The following is a 19,063-nucleotide window of genomic DNA, read 5'->3' on the forward strand; positions in this document are numbered from 1 at the left end:
CCTGCCTTGGTTTCAGGCATGGCAGCCTGAAGAAGTCCGCCACATGCGGCTCTTCAGGCGGCTATAGTTTCAAGTCTTTCGTGCCGTCACCGCCGGGCCGGTTACCCCCGCTACGCCCAGTGCGGACAGGGTCTGCCACTCGGCTTCGCTTGCCACGCGCTCGGCAATGACCTGGATTTCGAGGCTGCGCGCCACATCGACCACGGCTTTGACGAAGCGCTGATTGCCTTCGTTGCTCTCGATCTCGGCCACGAAAGCGCCATCGAGCTTCAGATAATCCACGCTCAGGGCATGCAGGCGAGGCATGGCCGAGAAGTGCCGGCCGAAGTGCTCGATCCCCAGCTTGCAGCCATGCTGGCTGAGCAGCGCCGCGAAATCGGTCAATGCATCCAGTCCGCCGGTTTCGCCAATTCCACGCTCGGACAGCTCTACCCACAGGCGTGGCGCACGCCGCCCGGCGCTGCCCAGGATGGCTCGCACCCCAGGCAGGAAGGAGGGGTCGGCCAGCGACAGCGGCGACAGATTCACCGCAATATCGCCCGACTCCTCATCCAGATGGATCATGGCCGACTCAAGCGTCAGCAGATCCAGCCGTGCCGTCATGCCCAGCCGACTGGCCACCGGCATGAACTGACCGGCCGTGATCGGCACACCCTCCACGTCGAGCATGCGCAGCATGGCTTCGCGATGCAACAGCGCACCGTCCACGCGCAGCACGGGGAAGAAGGCCAGACGGAATGCGCGCGTAGCCAGCGCCATCTCGATGCGGCTGCGCCACTCGTCGCTGCGCGCCGCCGTGTGCGGCGTTTCTCCGGCGTTCCCGGCCAGCGGCGGCTGGGCAGATTCGGCCTGCATCAGGCAGGCATCCAGGCGCAGCAACACGCCGCCCAGATCTTCGCCACGCCGATAGAGTGTCCAGCCAATCGCGGCGACCGGCTCACGATCCACATATTCCTGGCGGTACAAGCGGTCAAAGCCTTCGAGCAGCTGCTGGCACAGCCGCTGGGTTCCAGCGCCATCCAGTTCGGGCAGCAGGACACCGAACTCGGCCCCGTTCAGACGGCCAATGGTGGCCGATTCATCGTGCTGGCGCACCACGTCACCCAGCAGACTGGCACAGGCCTGGATCAGGATGTCGGTGCGCTCGCGGCCGATACGCCGGTTCACGCCAGCCAGGTCGAGCACCCGCGCCACCACCAGCGCGCCGCCGGGCGCAGCCTGCTCGTCGTGCAGCGCCTCGCGCAGGCTGCCCATGAACAGGCTGCGGTTGGGCATGCGGGTCAGCGCATCACGGTTGGCATCATTGCGCAGTTGCTCGATGCGCGAGGCCTGCTCGGCAAACATGGCCTGCACCCGCCCGACCATCGAATTCATCGCTCGCCCGACCACACGCAGCTCGGGCACATCCGGCTCCGGCAGCATGACGAAACGGCGAAATCCGATCGCCACCGCCTGCTCGACAATCGCACGCAGGGGTTTCTGGGTCCAGCGCATCAGCAGCGCCACGACCACGCACAGCAACAGACCGATGCCGCCCTGGGTCAGCGCCAGCTTGAGTGTGCCGCTCCACAATTCGGCGTAGGCATAGCGGGCGCTTGCCCGCACCTCGACCTTGCCGGCCTGACGCCAGCCATCCGACACCAGCGCCTCGCCCGGTGCTGCATCCAGCGGAACCAGGGCCACAAACCAGACCGGCGCAGAGGAAGCGGGCGCAGTCGTCAGACGCTCTACCTGCAGCGTGCCCTCCACATCGAAATACCGGATCGACTCGAAATGCCCGGAGTCGAACAGCGCGCTGACCAGCAGTTCGCGCATCGCCGCATCCTTGTGCTGCTGCGACATCGACAAAGCCAGCGAGGTCGCACTGTCACTGGCCTGGGCGAACAGTTGCTGGGCCAGATAATTGCGCGCGGTCAGCACGCTGAGGGCGAAGCTGCCGGACAAGGCCAGCAGCATTGCCACCAGCACACTCAGCCACAAACGGGTAAGCAGGGACATGGTTCAATCCTCCCGGCGCATGTGCGCCATTGGGCAGAGATGTTCAAGGCTCATAACCTTCTTCTTTCATTTTTCGCATCAGCTCGCGCCATAACGAGAGCTGGTTGACCGAACCTGAGGCGGTCGCAGCGCCCTGCTTCCAGATCCCGTCGCTGTTGAAGCTGAACACCGGGGCCAGATCGGGCCGCCGTGAAGCCGGCAGGATGCTGGTGGTCAGATTGTCGAGCACCAGTGGCTCGGCCCCCGGCGTGGCATAGTACCCCAGCACCATGTGGGGCTCCGTCACCCCGCTGCCGGGCACGCCAATCGTGGCGACCACGTAGATCCAGCGCAGCTTGCTGCGATCCACCCCCAGCTCGATCAGGCTGAAATACTTGGCGATCACAAAATCCTCGCAATCGCCTGCTCCCTGCCCCAGAGATTCCAGCGGCGTGGCCCAGTAATCCACCTGCCGCCACACGCTGGCGTCAGGCAGGAATCGCATGTGCCGGCCAAAGAATTCGTTCACCCGTCGCAGCTTCTCGGCTTCCGGCAGCGCAGCGGTCTGCGCCAGCATTTCGCGCCAGTCGCGGAACCCCTGCGCCCCGCGGTCGCCAAAGCGTGCGGTGATGGCCTGCAACATGCGTTCCGGGGCCACGGCTGCGCCCGCCAGCGAGACCCCCAACAACAGCATCAGGGCCACTGAACGCCAGCGCATATCCTTGATCTTCCAGAGACGAAACCTCACACGCGATCTCTTTCAGCCGGAAACCGTGAAATAGTTGTTTGCCAGCCCCATTCCGACACAATTCCCGACGTTTGACATAGGACAAAGCCACGCTGCCAGAATAGAATTGATTCCAGTCCGGCCCCCTCGATAACTATCGGCACCAACAAGAACCACTGAACCCCTGCCCCGCACATATAAGGCAGGCCCGGAACAGGATTTCACCCTATGCACGCATACAAGACGCTCGCTTTCTCCCTGGCTCTGATCGGCAGCAATCTGCACGCTGCGACGCTCAATGAAGTCACCGAACGCGCCTTGGCCCGCAGTCCCGATGTCCAGCTTCGCCTGCACGAATACAACGCCTCCAGCAACGAACAGCAAGCCGCTCGCGGCGGCCTGCGTCCGCGTCTGGATCTGGAGGGCTATGCCGGTCGTGAGCGCTATGATCCGGCGCCCGGCAGCAGCAACTACTTCAACCACCCGGGCGCCGCCCTGCAGCTGCGCCAATTGCTGTTCGATGGCGGCGCGACCCGCAACGACATCAAGCGTCTGGGCTTCGCCAAGGCCACGCGCTATTACGAGCTGCTGCAAACAGCCGACGACATTGCTTACGAATCAGCCCGCGCCTATCTGGACGTGCAACGCTATCGCCAGCAATCGGAGCTGGCCAAGGACAACTGGGCCATTCACAAAGAGTTGTACGATCAGATCAGCACTCGCGTGCAAGCTGGTGTCGGCCGTCGCGTCGATTTGGAGCAGGCGGGAGGGCGTCTGGCCCTGGCCCAGTCCAACTGGCTCACGGACACCAGCAATCTGCATGACGTTGGCGCCCGCTTCGAGCGTATCGTCGGCGAGGCTCCGCCGGTCCTCGCCGAAGCGCCCGACCTGACCAAGCAGATGCCTGAAGACAAGCAAGTGCTCACCGAAGCCCTGCGCAACAACCCCGGCTTCATGGCCGCAGTGTCCAATCTGCGCTCGGCCCGCGCCCAGACCGACGTGCGCCGCGCCGCCAATGCACCGACCGTTGAATTCCGCGCCTCCACTGGCGTCGAACGCAACCGTTCCGGCGTTGATGGCAATTACCAGAATGGTGTGGCCCAGATCGTCATGAACTACAACCTGTATCGTGGCGGTGCCGACAGCGCCCGCATCCAGCAGGCCAAGGAGCTGTACAACGCAGCCATCGACGGGCGCGAGAAATCCTGTCGCGACATCCGTCAGACCACCACGATCGCGGTCAACAACGTGCGCAAACAGCGTGAGCAACTGCGCTATCTGAACCAGCACCTGATTTCCACCGAAAAAGCCCGCGACGCATACCGCCAGCAATTCGACATCGGCCAGCGCACCCTGCTTGATCTACTCGACACGGAAAACGAGCTGTTTCAGGCCCGCCGCGCTTACACCAATGCCCAGTACGACCTGAAACAGGCCGAATATCAGGTGCTCGCAGTCACCCACCGCCTGCTGCCGGGTCTGGGGCTGGCTCCTGCCAGCGCCGCTACGCCGGATACCGACGAAGGCGAGCTGCAAGACACGGTGGCCCAGTGCAGTCCGGACATGCCGCCACCTGTCGAACTCGATCTGGCTGGCGCAATGGCCTCACGCCCGACGCTCAAACCTCCCGTGCCGGCACCGCAGGCTCCTGCAGCGGCCGCACCGACGCTGCCCCAGCAGTGTGAATTTGCCGCACATGACTGGGCGGCCGCCTGGTCTGCCAGGGATCTGAAGAAATACCTGGGCTACTACTCCGACAATTTCCAGCCTCTGACCCGTACAGACCGCGAAGACTGGCGCAGTTTCCGCGCCCAGCGCTTGGAAAAGGAGAACATTTCAGTCGAGCTGAAGAATCTGGAAATCAAACAACTGTCGGCGGATAGCTGCGAAGTGAATTTCAAGCAACGCTATCGCTCGTCGGATTTCAAGGACGACATCACCAAGCGCCTCGTACTCAAACACGAAACGACGGGCTGGAAAATCATCCAGGAAATTGCACCGAAAAAATCCTCGGCCAGTTGATCGGCCAGACGGCAAAAAAGGCGCCCGCAGGCGCCTTTTTTGATGGCAATAACAGCAGCAATCATCAGACCCGCGCCATGCCATGACCTGAAGACCCGATTCCAGCGGGCCTCTTCAGGTACCCTGCCCGCTCAGGTACGCCGACCCTTGCTCTGCTGGAAGACCTGCTGAAGAGGCCCGCCACATGCGGCTCTCCGAACAGCCTACCGGATGAGACTGGACAAGCGCGCCTGCTTCTGCGGCTGCAGCAGTTGCTCCATGCGCGAGCGGGCATTATTGACCGGCACTTCGGCGCCATCGTGGTAGAGCAGCGCCACGTTCAGCGGGCCACTGCCGATGGCACGCTGGGCGACGTTGTCCGGGCTGATGGTGACGCGCCCGAGCATGCGTGAGGTTGGCCAGTCCAGATCGCCATAAGCCAGATAGACCAGTTTGGAGCAGAAGATCCGATCCGTGCTTTCGACATCGAAATTGAAGTCGTATGGCTTGCCCACATGACTGAAGGCTTGCAGCACGATGCCGGCGCGCGCGGTCGGTTCAAGTGCGGCATGACGCAGGACGGCGAGGTCATCGACATTCAGGAAATGCCGTGCGGTATTCATCTCGACCCCCGAGCGCAGCGCCTCGATCACCCCGCGCCCCTCGCGCACCTGTTGCTGATGAGGCCGCACCAGCGGGTGCTCCCAGATGCCCAGATCGCGCAATTCACCTTCCGTCCCCACCCAGATCGCGGCATGCCCCCAATGTCCCGGAATGAAATTGTCGGTCAGGCGAAACGGGGTTTTCTCAAGCAGGATATCGCCGGCCTGCAAGGCCCGTGTGACAGTGCCCTGAATTTCCGGGCGCTCATAGAGCTTGCCCCGGCGCATCTCGACCAGACCGACCGTGTTGCCAAACAACAGGCTGGAAAGATTGCTGCCTTCGCGCCCCACACCACGCAACGAATCCAGCGTGATCAGGCCGAACAGCTCGGCATGCCGTCCGATATAACGCACCGGTGAAGCACTGCGCACCATTTTCAGTGAAGGACTTTGCTCGATCAGCTGGGCAACATAGGCATACCCTTCCAGCGGCACGCTCCCCAGGGGACGTGCCTGCTGCTCATACCAGTTGATCGCGCGACGCACGCGACGGCGCTTGTCCGCCGAGGTGAAGCCCTCGGCAATCGCATTGAGCTCGCCGGTTTTGCGCGCCAGCGTGGCATCTGATTTGTTGAGTTGCTGACGCAGGGCTGCGTTGTCGCGATACAGCGAAATCGCCGTCAGATAGTTGTCGTAAAGAAGCAAGGCAGCCGACAAGGACATGCTGACTCCCGCAGCCCGCAGCTCCTGCTCCGCACGGACATCCGCGTTGCTGCCCTCCAGCCAGCATTCGTGAGCTTCGGCGATCTGGAGCAAGGCGGCACGCTGGCTCAGCAACTCTGCAGAACCTTCGTTCAGGCGCTGCATGTCGCGTCCGCTGAAAGGCTCCTTGCGCTTCATGCGCTCCTGCAAGTGCTGATAGAGCGCAATCGCCCGCGCACGCATGGCCAAGGATTCCTCAGCCAGCCGCGTATAGGCCTGCAACTCATCCCGCATGGCCACCTGACGCGCCTCCAGGCCTGCCGCAGCATGGAACTCCTGCAGGTGAGCCTGACAGGCTTTCGGCGCCATAACGTCCGTTGGCAGAAGACCGGCCTGACTGAGGCTGCTGACCAACAACAGGGCAACACACAGGGTACGACGCAAGACCACAGACATGCTCAGACTCTCCCGGGGAATTTCGACCGGATTGTGCCACATCGAGTGCAGCGCAGCATTGCCGCCCAGGCAGACGGAGATGAAGCAGGGCAACAAAAAAGGACGCCGCAGCGTCCTTTTTTGTTGCAGCAGCTTCCGATTACTCGGCTGCCGGTGCCGGAGCGGCCGGAGCCTCTTCGGTCAGCAGTGCTTTCATCGACAGCTTGACGCGACCTTTTTCGTCGGTCTCGAGCACCTTCACGCGCACGACCTGACCTTCCTTGAGGTAGTCGCCCACGTTGTTGACGCGCTCCTTGGCGATTTGCGATACATGCAACAGACCGTCACGGCCCGGCATGATGTTCACGATCGCACCGAAGTCCAGAATGCGCAGCACCGGACCTTCGTAGACCTTGCCGATTTCAACTTCGGCAGTGATCTGATCGATACGACGCTTGCATTCGTCGGACTTGGCCTGATCCACCGACGAGATGGTGACAGTGCCGTCGTCCTGAATATCGATGACGCAGCCGGTTTCTTCGGTCAGCGCACGGATCACGGCGCCGCCCTTGCCGATCACATCACGGATCTTCTCGGGGTTGATCTTGAACGAGGTCATGCGCGGAGCGAAGGCAGACAGTTCCTTGGTGCCGTTCAGTGCTTCATCCATCTTTTCGAGGATGTGCAGACGGCCTTCCTTGGCCTGATCCAGCGCCTTGTTCATGATGGCCGGGGAGATCGAGTCGATCTTCAGGTCCATCTGCAGCGCAGTCACGCCTTCACGGGTACCGGCTACCTTGAAGTCCATGTCGCCAAGGTGATCTTCATCGCCGAGGATGTCGGTCAGCACGGCGAAACGACCGCCGTCCTTGATCAGGCCCATGGCGATACCGGCCACCGGCGCCTTCAGCGGCACGCCAGCATCCATCAGCGACAGCGAACCGCCGCACACCGAAGCCATCGAGGAAGAACCGTTGGACTCCATGATTTCCGACACGACGCGGATGGTGTAGCCAAATTCCTTGGCATCCGGCAGCACAGCCGCAATGGCGCGCTTGGCCAGACGGCCGTGGCCGATTTCGCGACGCTTCGGCGCACCGACGCGGCCGGTTTCGCCAACCGAGTACGGCGGGAAGTTGTAGTGGAGCATGTAACGCTCCTTGTACTCACCAGCGATGGCGTCGATGATCTGCTCATCGCGGCCGGTGCCCAGCGTGGTCACGACCAGCGCCTGAGTTTCGCCACGGGTAAACAGGGCCGAGCCGTGGGTACGCGGCAGCACGCCAGTGCGAATGCTGATCGGGCGCACGGTGCGGGTATCGCGACCGTCAATACGCGGCTGACCGTCCAGAATGCGGTTGCGGACAATCGCGGATTCCAGTTCGAAGATCACGTTCTTGACTTCGTTTTCCTTCGGCGCACCTTCTTCGCCGGTCACCAGAGCCGTGACGGCCTTCTTGGTGGCATCCTTCAGCAGACCGCTGCGCACGGACTTGCTGGTGGTGCTGAACGCGGCTTCCAGATCAGCCTGGGCAACTTCCTTGACCTTGGCGATCAGGGCTTCGTTCTTGGCCGGGGCGACGAATTCGACTTCCGGCTTGCCAGCGACTTCGACCAGTTCATTGATGGCCTGAATGGCTGTCTGGATCTGCTGGTGACCGAACACTACAGCACCCAGCATGATTTCTTCAGACAGTTGCAGGGCTTCGGACTCAACCATCAGCACGCCGACTTCGGTACCGGCCACGACCAGATCCATCTGGCTGCTGGCCAGTTGGGTGGTGGTGGGGTTCAGAATGTACTGACCATCGATGTAACCCACGCGGGCTGCACCAATCGGGCCGTTGAAAGGCACGCCGGAAATGGCCAGTGCAGCGGAAGCAGCAATCATCGCCGGGATGTCGCCATCCACTTCCGGGTTCTGCGACAGCACGGTCGCCACGACCTGCACTTCGTTGTAGTAACCGTCCGGGAACAGGGGGCGAATCGGACGGTCGATCAGACGCGAGGTCAGCGTTTCCTTCTCGGTCGGACGACCTTCGCGCTTGAAGAAGCCCCCCGGGATACGACCGGCAGCGTAGAACTTCTCCATGTAATCAACGGTCAGCGGGAAGAAATCCTGGCCGGGCTTGGGATCTTTGGCGGCAACGACAGTGGCGAGCACCACGGTATCGTCGATGGTGCAGATGACAGCGCCGTGAGCCTGGCGAGCCATCTCGCCGGTTTCAAGGGTCACGGTATGCTGGCCGTACTGGAAGCTTTTCTTGATTGCGGTAGGCACGGATTTATCCTTTCTGGATGCGCTTCACACGAAGCGATTTTCCCGACTGCATCATGCAGTGGGCAAGACAGACACTACTGAATGAAAATGGTGTGGCAGAGCAGCCACGAGCTGCGCGAGTCCGGGGGCACAGTTAAGACAAAGCCGGCCAAGCCCCTTCGGCCCGCCGGCTTTTCTGATCTCAGCGCAGAATTCCTCCGCGCTGCGAGCAAACCCCAAACTGCATTACTTGCGCAGGCCGAGACGCTCGATCAGGGCACGGTAACCCTGCAGGTTCTTGCTCTTGTAGTAGTCCAGCAGCTTGCGACGCTGGCTCACCATCATGAGCAGACCACGACGGGAATGGTGATCCTTGACGTTGGCCTTGAAGTGGTCGGTCAGACCATTGATGCGGGCGGTCAGGAGCGCAACCTGAACTTCAGGAGAACCGGTATCACCCGGAGCACGCTGAAAATCAGCAACGATCTGCGCCTTTTGTGCGGTAGCAATAGTCATTCTTTGTATCTCTTCAGGTTTGTGCTTTTGGTAAGCCCGCGATTATACGGGAAAATCAGCGCCAAACACAAGCGCTTAATCTGTGTCAGTTGCCTGCAAACGCGATCAGCCGCACCGGCTTGATACTGCCGTCTGCCGCAACCAGTCCAAGCCCCAGGAACTCCGGACCATAAACCCGCGCCTCGCCTGGCGCAGCTGCGACCGGCACCGTCTGCCCATGCAGAAATACACGGCGCGCTTCGGCATCCAGCAGAACTGCCGGCAGATGGGCCAGCAACGCATCCGGTTCTGCCAGCAAGGGGCGGCGTGCATCCTCGGCAATCGCGGCAATCTGCTCCAGACTTAAAGCATCCCCAATATCCAGACTGCCAATCGAAGTGCGCCGAAGAGCGGTCAAGTGGGCACCACAGCCCAGAACCACACCGATGTCCTCAGCCAGAGTCCGGATATACGTACCTTTACTGCAGCGCACGACGACATCCACCGCAACGCCATCCACCTTCGTTACGTTCAGTGAATGAATCGTAACCTGGCGTGCCGCACGCTCGATTTCAACCCCCTGGCGCGCATACTCATACAGAGCTTTGCCCTGATGTTTGAGTGCCGAATACATCGGAGGCACCTGCTCGATTTCGCCAAGAAAGCCGGCACACGCAGCACGAATGGCAGCAGCGTCAACACTGACCGGACGCTCCTCGAGCACGGCGCCTTCAGCATCCCCAGTCGTCGTAGTCACACCAAGACGCAGAGTAGCCACGTAGGTCTTGTCCGCCTCAAGCAGCCGATTAGAAAATTTCGTAGCTTCGCCAAAGCACAGAGGCAAAAGCCCGGTAGCCATCGGATCCAGCGTGCCGGTATGCCCAGCCTTGGCCGCCGAAAACAGCCGCCGTGCCTTCTGCAACGCATCGTTGGAACTCAAACCACCCGGCTTGTCGAGCAGAAGCACGCCATCGACGATCTGCCAGCGTTTGCGAACCGGCGGCTGGCTCATGCCTGCGGCTCTTCCGTTGCATCTGGCGCATCATCATCGCCGCGCAAAGCCTTGTCTTCTGCAACGGCTTTGTCAATCAGTGCTGAAAGACGACTGCCTTCCACAACGGAACGGTCATATGCAAAGTGCAACTCTGGCGTGGTATGAACACGCACCCTGCGACGCAACTCACGGCGCAGGAAACCACTGGCCCTGTTCAACCCGGCCAGAATCTCGTCCAGCCCCTCCTCCCCATACATGGAGGTGAAGAAAACCTTGGCATGCGCATAGTCTGGAGTCAGCTCAACATCCGTCAGAGAAATGAAACCCACTCGCGGGTCCTTCACTTCAAGCCGGATCAATTCAGCAAGCTCGCGCTTGATTTGCTCGGCCACCCGGGCTCCGCGTGAAAACTCTTTAGGCATTCCATTCTCCTGAGCATGTAACGCAAACGGGCCCCACAGGGCCCGTTGGCACTACTGCCGTCAACAACACTTACAGGCTGCGAGCGATTTCCTGGATTTCATAGACTTCCAGTTGATCACCTTCCTGCACATCGTTGTAGTTCTTCAGTGACAAACCACACTCGTAATTTGCCTTGACCTCTTTGACGTCATCCTTGAACCGCTTGAGCGATTCAAGTTCGCCATCAAACTGGACGACGTTATTGCGCAGCAGACGAACTCGCGAATTGCGCTTGACGATACCGTCCAGCACATAACAACCCGCGATGGTCCCGACCTTGGAGATGACGATAACCTGCCGAATCTCGACCGAACCAATGATCTGTTCGCGTTTTTCGGGCGCCAGCATGCCAGACAAAGCAGACTTAACCTCATCCACAGCATCATAAATGATGTTGTAGTAGCGGATATCGACACCGAAATTCTCGGCCAGCTTGCGCGAGTTGGCGTCAGCACGCGTATTGAAGCCAATGATGACAGCCTGCGAAGCCTGCGCCAGATTGACGTCGGACTCGGAAATGCCCCCCACCGCCGCATGGATCACATTGACCCGGACTTCGTCGGTAGACAGTTTCTGCAAGGACTGCACCAGCGCCTCCTGCGAACCCTGCACGTCAGCCTTGACGATCAGGTGCAGCGACTTGACTTCGCCTTCCTTCATCTGATCCATCAGGGTTTCGAGCTTGGCCGCCTGCTGCTTGGCCAGTTTCACGTCACGGTATTTACCCTGCCGGAACAGGGCAATTTCACGCGCCTTGCGCTCGTCAGTCATCCCCATGACTTCATCACCGGCCGACGGGACTTCAGAAAGACCAAGGATTTCCACCGGAATGGAAGGCCCCGCCTCATTGATCGGCTTGCCGTTCTCGTCCAGCATCGCACGCACCTTACCGAAGGCTGCGCCTGCCAACACAACATCCCCACGCCGCAAGGTGCCGCTCTGTACCAGCATGGTCGCCACCGGACCACGCCCCTTGTCGAGGCGCGCTTCAATGATCAAACCCTTGGCCGGCGCATCAACCGCCGCCGTCAGTTCCAGCACCTCGGCTTGCAGCAGGATGTTTTCAAGCATCTCGTCAATGCCTGCGCCCGTCTTCGCGGACACCGGGCAGAACGGCGAATCACCACCATACTCTTCCGGCACCACGCCTTCAGCAACCAGCTCCTGCTTGACGCGCTCAGGGTTGGCTTCTGGCTTGTCGATCTTGTTCACCGCAACAACAATGGGTACCCCTGCCGCTTTGGCGTGATGGATGGCTTCCTTGGTCTGCGGCATTACGCCGTCATCGGCAGCCACAACCAGAATCACGATATCGGTGGCCTTGGCGCCACGGGCACGCATTGCGGTAAAGGCTTCGTGACCTGGCGTATCCAGGAAACAGATCATTCCACGCGGAGTTTCCACATGGTAAGCCCCGATGTGCTGGGTAATACCGCCAGCCTCGCCCGCAGCAACCTTGGTGCGACGGATGTAGTCAAGCAGCGAGGTCTTGCCATGGTCGACGTGACCCATGATGGTCACAACCGGCGCGCGATGCTCCTGTTTGACATCCTTGCTCTCACCCTCGATCAGGAATGCTTCCGGATCATCGAGCTTGGCCGCCACCGCCTGATGCCCCATTTCCTCCACGATGATCATCGCGGTTTCCTGATCAAGCACCTGATTGATGGTCACCATCTGGCCCAGCATCATCATTTTCTTGATGACTTCAGTCGCCTTCACGGCCATTTTGTGGGCAAGATCAGAGACTGAAATGGTTTCCGGCACATGCACTTCACGGACGACCGGCTCAGTCGGGACCTGGAATTGGGTTCCCGTATCACCGCCATGACGCCCGCCATGACGCGAACCGCCACGCGGACCACCGCGCCAACCGCCGGCGCCGCCAGCAGTGTCACCACGGGTCTTGAGTGCAGCGCCACGTTTCTTGGCGTCATCCTGCCAACCAGGCGCACGCGCAGGCTGTGCAGACTTCTTGGGCGCCTCAGCGGCTTTGGCCGGTTTATGGAGAGTGCCGTCCTTGCGAGCGCTCTCGCTCTTGGCCTTGGCTGCTGCAGCCGCAGCGGCGTCCGCCTCGGCCTTGGCCTTGGCTTCCACGGCCTTGCGAGCAGCAACTTCCTCCGCCAGCTTGCGAGCGACGATCTGCGCTTCCTTGGCCCGCTTTTCTGCGGCCTGATGCGCCAGCAACTCGCGATGCCGACGCTCCTCACGTTCGCGAGCGGTCTCCACTCTCGGGGCGGCCTCAACCACGGGAGCAGGCTCTTTAACCTCTGGCGCAATCACCGCTTCCGGCTCAGGAACAGGCTCCGGCTCAATGACCGGTTCAGGTTCGACAATCGGTTCCGGCTCAATGACCGGCTCGGGCTGGATGATCGGCTCAGGCTCAGGTTCAGGAACCACCTCAAGCACCACTTCCGGCTCAACAGCAACCGGAATCTCCATTGATTCCTCAGCGACAAATTCTGCTGTAGCGGGCTCCAACTCCTCCGAGACCACTTCGGACGTTCCTTCGGATTCGTCGCGTTTGACAAAAGTCCGCTTTTTGCGCACTTCCACCTGAATCGTACGAGCCTTACCCGTCGCATCAGCCGCCTTGATCTCGGTCGTCTGCTTACGCGTCAGGGTAATCTTGGACTTGCCGGTTGTTTCACCATGCGACTTGCGCAGGTACTCCAGCAGTCGAGCCTTGTCCTGCTCACTGACTGCATCACTCGGACCAGACTTTGCCACACCGGCTTTCTCGAATTGCTCGAGCAGCGCCGGGGTCGGCATTTTCAGTTCCGTGGCAAACTCCGCCACGCTCATTTGCGCCATTGTGTGCTCTCTCCCCGCTTACTCGAACCAGTGCGCACGCGCCTTGGTAATCAGATCCTTGGCACGGGCTTCATCGATACCGCCGAGTTCCACCAGTTCATCCACCGCAAGATCAGCCAGATCGTCGCGGGTTTTCACGCCCCCTTGAGCCAGCTTGGCTGCCAGCGCTTTTTCCATTCCATCGAGACTGAGCAGGTCATCGGCAACACCTTCAAGTTGCTCCTCGTTCACGATGGCTTCGGTCAGCAACACGTTACGGGCACGCTGACGCAATTCATTGACCGTATCTTCGTCGAAAGCCTCAATTTCAAGCATTTCAGCGATTGGCACATAGGCAACCTCTTCCAGCGAGGAAAAACCTTCCTCGATCAGGATGTCGGCGACTTCGTCATCCACATCAAGCTTCTCGCAGAACAGCGCGCGCAGACGCCCCTGTTCTTCTTCGCTCTTCTGTGCCGCCGCAGCTTCGGTCATCAGATTGATATTCCAGCCCGTCAGCTCGGTCGCGAGCTTGACGTTCTGGCCGCCACGGCCAATTGCCATGGCCAGATTGCTCTCATCCACCACCACATCCATGCTGTGGGTTTCTTCATCCACAACAATCGAGCTGACCTCTGCCGGAGCAAGCGCGTTAATCACGAATTGTGCTGGCTCAGGGGACCACAGCACGATATCCACGTTCTCGCCACCCAGCTCGTTACGCACGGCCGTCACGCGGGAGCCACGCAAGCCGACGCAGGTTCCGATCGGATCGATACGGGCATCATTGGCCTTGACCGCAATCTTGGCGCGCATGCCAGGGTCACGTGCTGCAGCCTTGATCTCCAGCAGACCATCCTCCATCTCCGGCACTTCGAGTTCGAAGAGACGGGAAATGAAATCCGGGGCGCTACGCGAAAGAATCAGCTGCGGACCGCGGGCACCGCGATCAACACGCAACAGATAAGCACGCACGCGATCGCCCACGCGCAGATTTTCTTTAGGAATCTGCTGATCACGCGGCAAAACAGCTTCCAGACGACCAACTTCGACAATGGCATTGCCACGCTCCATGCGTTTGACACTACCTGTCGCCAGATGCTCGCCACGATCCAGGAAGTCATTCAGGATCTGTTCGCGCTCCGCATCACGGATTTTCTGCAGGATCACCTGCTTGGCGGCCTGAGCGCCGATACGACCAAAATCGATCGGCTCCAACGGTTCTTCCACGTACTCACCAACCTCGATGTCCGGAAACTGCTCGCGAGCATCAATCAAGCCCATCTGGGCTTCATCGTTCTCAACTTCAGCATCCAGCATCACCAACCAGCGCCGGTAGGACTCATAGTCCCCCGTCTCGCGATTGATAGACACTCGCACGTCAGCTTCATCGTGAATCCGCTTCTTGGTGGCAGAAGCCAGCGCCATCTCCAGCGCCATAAAGACGATATCCTTGGCAACGTTTTTCTCACGTGCCAGTGCATCGACAAGCAGCAAAACTTCGCGGCTCATTGTTTCAATCCCCTGAAAGCGAATTCATCAAAATTTCGGAACCAGGCGCGCTTTTTCCACTTGATCCAGTGGCAAAGCGAGCTCACCTTTTTCGGCCTGCAGCAACACTGCGCCATCGCGCAAGCCACCCAGAACCCCTGCAAAATTGCGTTGATTACCAATCGGCAAACGGAGCCGAACCTGAGCCTGCTGGCCCGCAAAACGCTCAAAATCCGCAGCTTTCTTGAGCGGGCGATCCAGCCCCGGCGAAGAAATTTCCAGGCGGTCATAGTCGAACTGTTCAACCTCGAACACATGCTGCAGCTGCCTGCTCACAATGGAGCAATCATCCACATTGATGCCACGTTCGATATCGATAAAAATGCGCAGAAGCCGCCCTTTCGGGGACATCTCGACATCAACCAGCTCATAGCCCATACCACTGAGCGTCTGCTCCACTACCTGTACTAGATCCATTCCGGCGCCACAAATAAAAAATGGGCACAAAGCCCATCTCGATCACCCAAGCCGGGAACAGCCCGACCGGAATCAACAAAACACATGGATTCTAGCACGCTGCGCCACTACAGTAAATCGCCACAGCATGCCAAGACCTGTCTGAACGAGCAGCACGAGACGATTTTCCGTCCCGTGCCGCACTTTTTCATGCGTTCTCCGGAGTCGCCGGCTTGCTGCGACGCGGCCCGCGCGGGCGACGACGACGCGGCGCCCCGGCCGGTTTCTCGCCCCCCGTGTCCACGGGCATACCTTCTGCACGAGCACTTTCGGGACGTGGCGCATCAGCCTGCATCCCCTCCGGAGCCGTACGCGGGCGATTGCCATTCCGACGATTCCTGCCACGCCCCTGACGGGCGCCTTCTGGCCGCGCTCCTTCACCTGCCGCCACTCCCTCTGGACGCGGCTCGGCCTGCCGGACGTGCGGCCGGGTACTGCGCGGCCCCTTCGGCGGACGTTTATCGCCGGGACGCTGCTGGCGTTTCTCGGGCGGCTTGCCGGTCAGCAAAGCCACTTGCTCGGGTTGCATTTCTTCATACATGCCGCGCTTGAGGCGACTGGGCAATTCAACCTGTCCGTAACGTACCCGCATCAGACGGCTGACCGTCAGGCCAATCGCCTCGAACATGCGACGAACCTCACGATTGCGCCCTTCAGACAGCGTTACGCGATACCAGTGGTTGGCACCTTCTCCACCTTCATCGCGCAATGTCGCGAATTTGGCCGGGCCATCTTCCAGAACAATTCCGTCAGTCAGCTGCTGCTTTTGCTCATCGGTCAGCTCGCCCATCAACCGCACCGCATATTCGCGCTCGATTTCATAGCGCGGGTGCATCATGCGGTTGGCCAACTCGCCATCGTCGGTAAACAGCAGCAGGCCGGAGGTGTTGAAATCCAGGCGGCCAATGGCGATCCAGCGCCCCTTGTTGATCGCCGGCAGGCGGTCAAACACGCTCGGCCGGCCTTCCGGGTCGTCCTTGGAAACAATCTCACCTTCAGGCTTGTGATACACAAGCACGCGCGAACCGCGCTTCTGCTGCTCGGCGGCAAAACGCAGATTCACCAGCTTGCCATTTACTTTGACCCGATCCCCCGGACCAATCTTCTGACCAAGAAAAGACGGCTCTCCGTTCACGCTGACGCGGCCAGCCACGATCCACTCTTCGAGTTCGCGGCGAGAAGCGTAACCGGCCTGAGCCAGCACCTTCTGGATGCGCTCGTTCGGCGCATCAATGACGGTTGTACCCTTGCGCCCAGCCATTTCGTCCGGAGCTGCGCCCCAGCGGCCACGTCGTGCACTACCGCCCTCAAACTCGGGGCGCGCAGGCTTGTCGAGGACGCTCAGGAAAGCCAGCTGGCCATCGTGCTCCCCCTCGATGAAGTCGGGCGAATCAAAATCGATGTCCGGCACAGACGGCGCGGCAGCCATCGGACGACGGCCCGTCGGGCGGTTATTGCGTGACCTGTTGCCCCCCGGCTGTGCCGGACGGTTCGGGTTGTTCTGCGGGCGTGGACGACGCGGCTTCGGCGGTGTCGACAAGATCCAATACTCCTTCTAGCTCGGCCAAAGGCGGCAGCTCAGACAGGCTGCGCAGGCCGAGATCATCCAAGAATTGCTTCGTGGTGGCATACAGGGCCGGGCGGCCCGGTGTGTCGCGGTGACCAATCGTATCGATCCAACCGCGGGTTTCCAGCAACTTTACGATCTGGCTGGATACCGTGACCCCGCGGATGTCTTCTATATCGCCGCGGGTAACGGGCTGACGATACACGATGATGGCCAAGGTTTCCAGCACTGCGCGCGAATAGCGTGGCGCACGGGTCTCTTTCAGGCGATCCAGATACAGCTGCAGATCAGCCCGGGTCTGAAAACGCCAGCCACTGGCCAGCCGCACCAGCTCGGCGCTGCGCCCGTGCCAATCCTGCTGCAGATCCGTGAGCAGGCGGCAAATCATGTCTGCACCGATATCCGGTTCGAACAGTCGCCGCAAGACGGCATTGCTGACCGGCTCGGTCGTCGACAGCAGGGCGGCTTCAAGCACCTGCTTGGCCAGCGCAACGTCAATCCCCGCCTCGATCGAAGTCATCGGAGCGTCCGTCTGTTCTATCTCGCCATCAGGCTGCATCGCGGTTTGTTGATTCATTGAGTCGGACATAAATCGCTTCCATCGGAGCATTCTGCGTCACCTGCAACAAACGCTCCTTCACCAGTTCCAACACCGCCAGAAAGCCCACGACAAGGCTGGAAACACCATGCGTCAATTCGAACAGGTCTTCGAAAACCACATCCCCGGCACCTTGCAGCCGGCGCAGGATCTGTGTCATGTGTTCGCGTACCGACAGCTCCTCGCGATGAATGCGGTGGTGCTGATTCAATTTCGCTCTCTGCAGCAACGTCAGCCAGGCCGTCTGCAGATCCACCAAACTCACATCAGGCAGACGCTCGACCGTCTTCTCTGCCACATGCACCGTAACCCATTCGAAATCGCGCTCGACGCGCGGAATCGAATTGATCAGCGCTGCGCTGCGCTTGATCCGCTCATATTCCATCAAGCGGCGCACCAGTTCGGCCCGCGGATCCTCCTCGCCGTCCTCCGCCTTCTCCCGCGGAGGTCTGGGCAGAAGCAGGCGCGACTTGATGTCCAGCAGGGTCGCGGCCATCAGCAGGTAATCGGACGCCAACTCAAGATTGCTCGCCCGCATTGCCTCGACATAAGCCAGGTACTGCAGCGTCAGCGGCGCCATCGGAATATCTAGGATGTTGAGATTCGCCCGGCGGATCAGGTACAGCAACAGATCCAGCGGCCCCTCGAAAGTATCGAGGAACACCTCCAGCGCATCCGGCGGAATGTACAGATCCGTCGGCATTTCCAGCAACGGCTGGCCATGAATACGGGCAAGCACCAGCTCGCCCTGCACGGGCCCCAGGATATCCTCCGCGACCACGGTCAGAGCCAACCGACAAGAAATTGCATGATCGGAATACCCACGTACACGTAGAGATAATCGAGTACATGAACGTACAACAAACCTATCAGGATGAAAAACCCATAAGGCTCAATCCGCGACCACACCAGAGCCTGACGCATCGGCAGCAAGCTCACCGCAATCCGGCCGCCATCAAGAGGAGGGATCGGGATCAGGTTCAGCAACATCAGCATCACATTGACTTGCATGCCGCGCTTGGCCAGATCAAACCAGAAAGAGTCCAGCGACGCCTGCACGCGAATCAGGAAACCGATCAGGCCCGCCCACACGATGGCCTGCAGGAGATTGCTTGCCGGCCCGGCGGCGGCCACCCACAGCATGTCAGCCTTGGGTTTGCGCAAGCGCCCGAAATCCACCGGCACCGGCTTGGCCCAGCCGAATGGAGGAAAGCTGGCCCCCGTCATCGCATTCATCAACACGATGCCGCCCGGAATCAGCAGGGTACCAAGCGGGTCAATGTGCTTGAGCGGATTCAGCGTGATGCGCCCCATCAGATGCGCCGTCGGGTCGCCAAACAGGCGCGCCACGTAACCATGCGCAGCCTCGTGCAGGGTAATCGCCAGCACGACCGGGATTGCCCAGATGGCAACATCGTAGATGAGGTTCTGCATGCCGCCCAT

Annotated in this window: 14 protein-coding genes and 1 pseudogene; 1 reads left to right on the forward strand and 14 read right to left on the reverse strand. The window is 60.3% G+C overall.

Annotation, left to right across the window (positions count from 1 at the left end):
• Positions 1-69 precede the first annotated feature (69 nt).
• Entirely contained in the window at positions 70-1,998 is a 1,929-nt protein-coding gene (locus Q9Q94_RS11450; RefSeq protein WP_305980194.1) for an EAL domain-containing protein, read from the reverse strand.
• A 43-nt stretch (positions 1,999-2,041) separates the two neighbouring features.
• Complete coding sequence (locus Q9Q94_RS11455) at positions 2,042-2,725, reverse strand: transglutaminase-like cysteine peptidase (protein WP_305980195.1); 684 nt, start codon at positions 2,723-2,725, stop codon at positions 2,042-2,044.
• A 207-nt stretch (positions 2,726-2,932) separates the two neighbouring features.
• On the opposite strand from Q9Q94_RS11455, the gene Q9Q94_RS11460 reads away from it, so the two are divergent.
• Positions 2,933-4,726 carry a TolC family outer membrane protein gene (locus Q9Q94_RS11460; protein WP_305980196.1) on the forward strand — a complete coding sequence of 598 codons (1,794 nt, stop codon included), beginning with the start codon at positions 2,933-2,935 and terminating at the stop codon, positions 4,724-4,726.
• 203 nt (positions 4,727-4,929) lie between these two features.
• On the opposite strand, the gene Q9Q94_RS11465 is transcribed toward Q9Q94_RS11460, so the two are convergent.
• The 12 genes and pseudogenes from Q9Q94_RS11465 to Q9Q94_RS11520 form a co-directional block, all read right to left on the reverse strand.
• Positions 4,930-6,465, reverse strand: a complete 1,536-nt coding sequence (locus tag Q9Q94_RS11465; RefSeq protein WP_305980197.1) for a YiiX/YebB-like N1pC/P60 family cysteine hydrolase — start codon at positions 6,463-6,465, stop codon at positions 4,930-4,932.
• 139 nt (positions 6,466-6,604) lie between these two features.
• The gene (pnp, locus tag Q9Q94_RS11470; RefSeq protein WP_305980198.1) at positions 6,605-8,725 is read right to left on the reverse strand and encodes a polyribonucleotide nucleotidyltransferase; all 2,121 of its coding nucleotides are present in this window, start codon (positions 8,723-8,725) and stop codon (positions 6,605-6,607) included.
• Positions 8,726-8,950: 225 nt separating this feature from the next.
• A complete protein-coding gene (gene rpsO / locus Q9Q94_RS11475) occupies positions 8,951-9,220 on the reverse strand; it encodes a 30S ribosomal protein S15 (protein ID WP_305980199.1) in 270 nt (89 codons plus the stop codon).
• A gap of 85 nt (positions 9,221-9,305) precedes the next feature.
• On the reverse strand, positions 9,306-10,211 hold the full coding sequence (gene truB / locus Q9Q94_RS11480) for a tRNA pseudouridine(55) synthase TruB (RefSeq protein WP_305980200.1): 906 nt from the start codon (positions 10,209-10,211) through the stop codon (positions 9,306-9,308).
• The gene (gene rbfA, locus Q9Q94_RS11485) at positions 10,208-10,615 is read right to left on the reverse strand and encodes a 30S ribosome-binding factor RbfA (RefSeq protein ID WP_305980201.1); all 408 of its coding nucleotides are present in this window, start codon (positions 10,613-10,615) and stop codon (positions 10,208-10,210) included. Before rbfA ends, truB begins: the two co-directional genes overlap by 4 nt.
• A gap of 70 nt (positions 10,616-10,685) precedes the next feature.
• A complete protein-coding gene (gene infB, locus Q9Q94_RS11490; protein WP_305980202.1) occupies positions 10,686-13,469 on the reverse strand; it encodes a translation initiation factor IF-2 in 2,784 nt (927 codons plus the stop codon).
• Positions 13,470-13,487: 18 nt separating this feature from the next.
• Entirely contained in the window at positions 13,488-14,960 is a 1,473-nt protein-coding gene (gene nusA, locus Q9Q94_RS11495) for a transcription termination factor NusA (protein WP_305980203.1), read from the reverse strand.
• 27 nt (positions 14,961-14,987) lie between these two features.
• On the reverse strand, positions 14,988-15,416 hold the full coding sequence (gene rimP, locus Q9Q94_RS11500) for a ribosome maturation factor RimP (RefSeq protein WP_305980289.1): 429 nt from the start codon (positions 15,414-15,416) through the stop codon (positions 14,988-14,990).
• A gap of 460 nt (positions 15,417-15,876) precedes the next feature.
• Positions 15,877-16,995, reverse strand: a pseudogene (gene rluB, locus Q9Q94_RS11505) (23S rRNA pseudouridine(2605) synthase RluB); the annotation flags it as partial.
• Complete coding sequence (scpB, locus tag Q9Q94_RS11510; RefSeq protein ID WP_305980290.1) at positions 16,907-17,542, reverse strand: SMC-Scp complex subunit ScpB; 636 nt, start codon at positions 17,540-17,542, stop codon at positions 16,907-16,909. The gene scpB and the pseudogene rluB, both read right to left, overlap by 89 nt.
• Before the next feature lie 28 nt (positions 17,543-17,570).
• The gene (locus Q9Q94_RS11515) at positions 17,571-18,407 is read right to left on the reverse strand and encodes a ScpA family protein (RefSeq protein ID WP_305980291.1); all 837 of its coding nucleotides are present in this window, start codon (positions 18,405-18,407) and stop codon (positions 17,571-17,573) included.
• Positions 18,404-19,054, reverse strand: coding sequence for a site-2 protease family protein (locus Q9Q94_RS11520; protein WP_305980204.1), 651 nt, complete (start codon positions 19,052-19,054; stop codon positions 18,404-18,406). The genes Q9Q94_RS11515 and Q9Q94_RS11520 overlap by 4 nt, the downstream gene beginning before the upstream one ends.
• Positions 19,055-19,063 lie beyond the last annotated feature (9 nt).

The sequence above is a fragment of the Uliginosibacterium sp. 31-16 genome, assembly GCF_030730865.1.
Classification (GTDB): Bacteria; Pseudomonadota; Gammaproteobacteria; order Burkholderiales; family Rhodocyclaceae; genus Uliginosibacterium.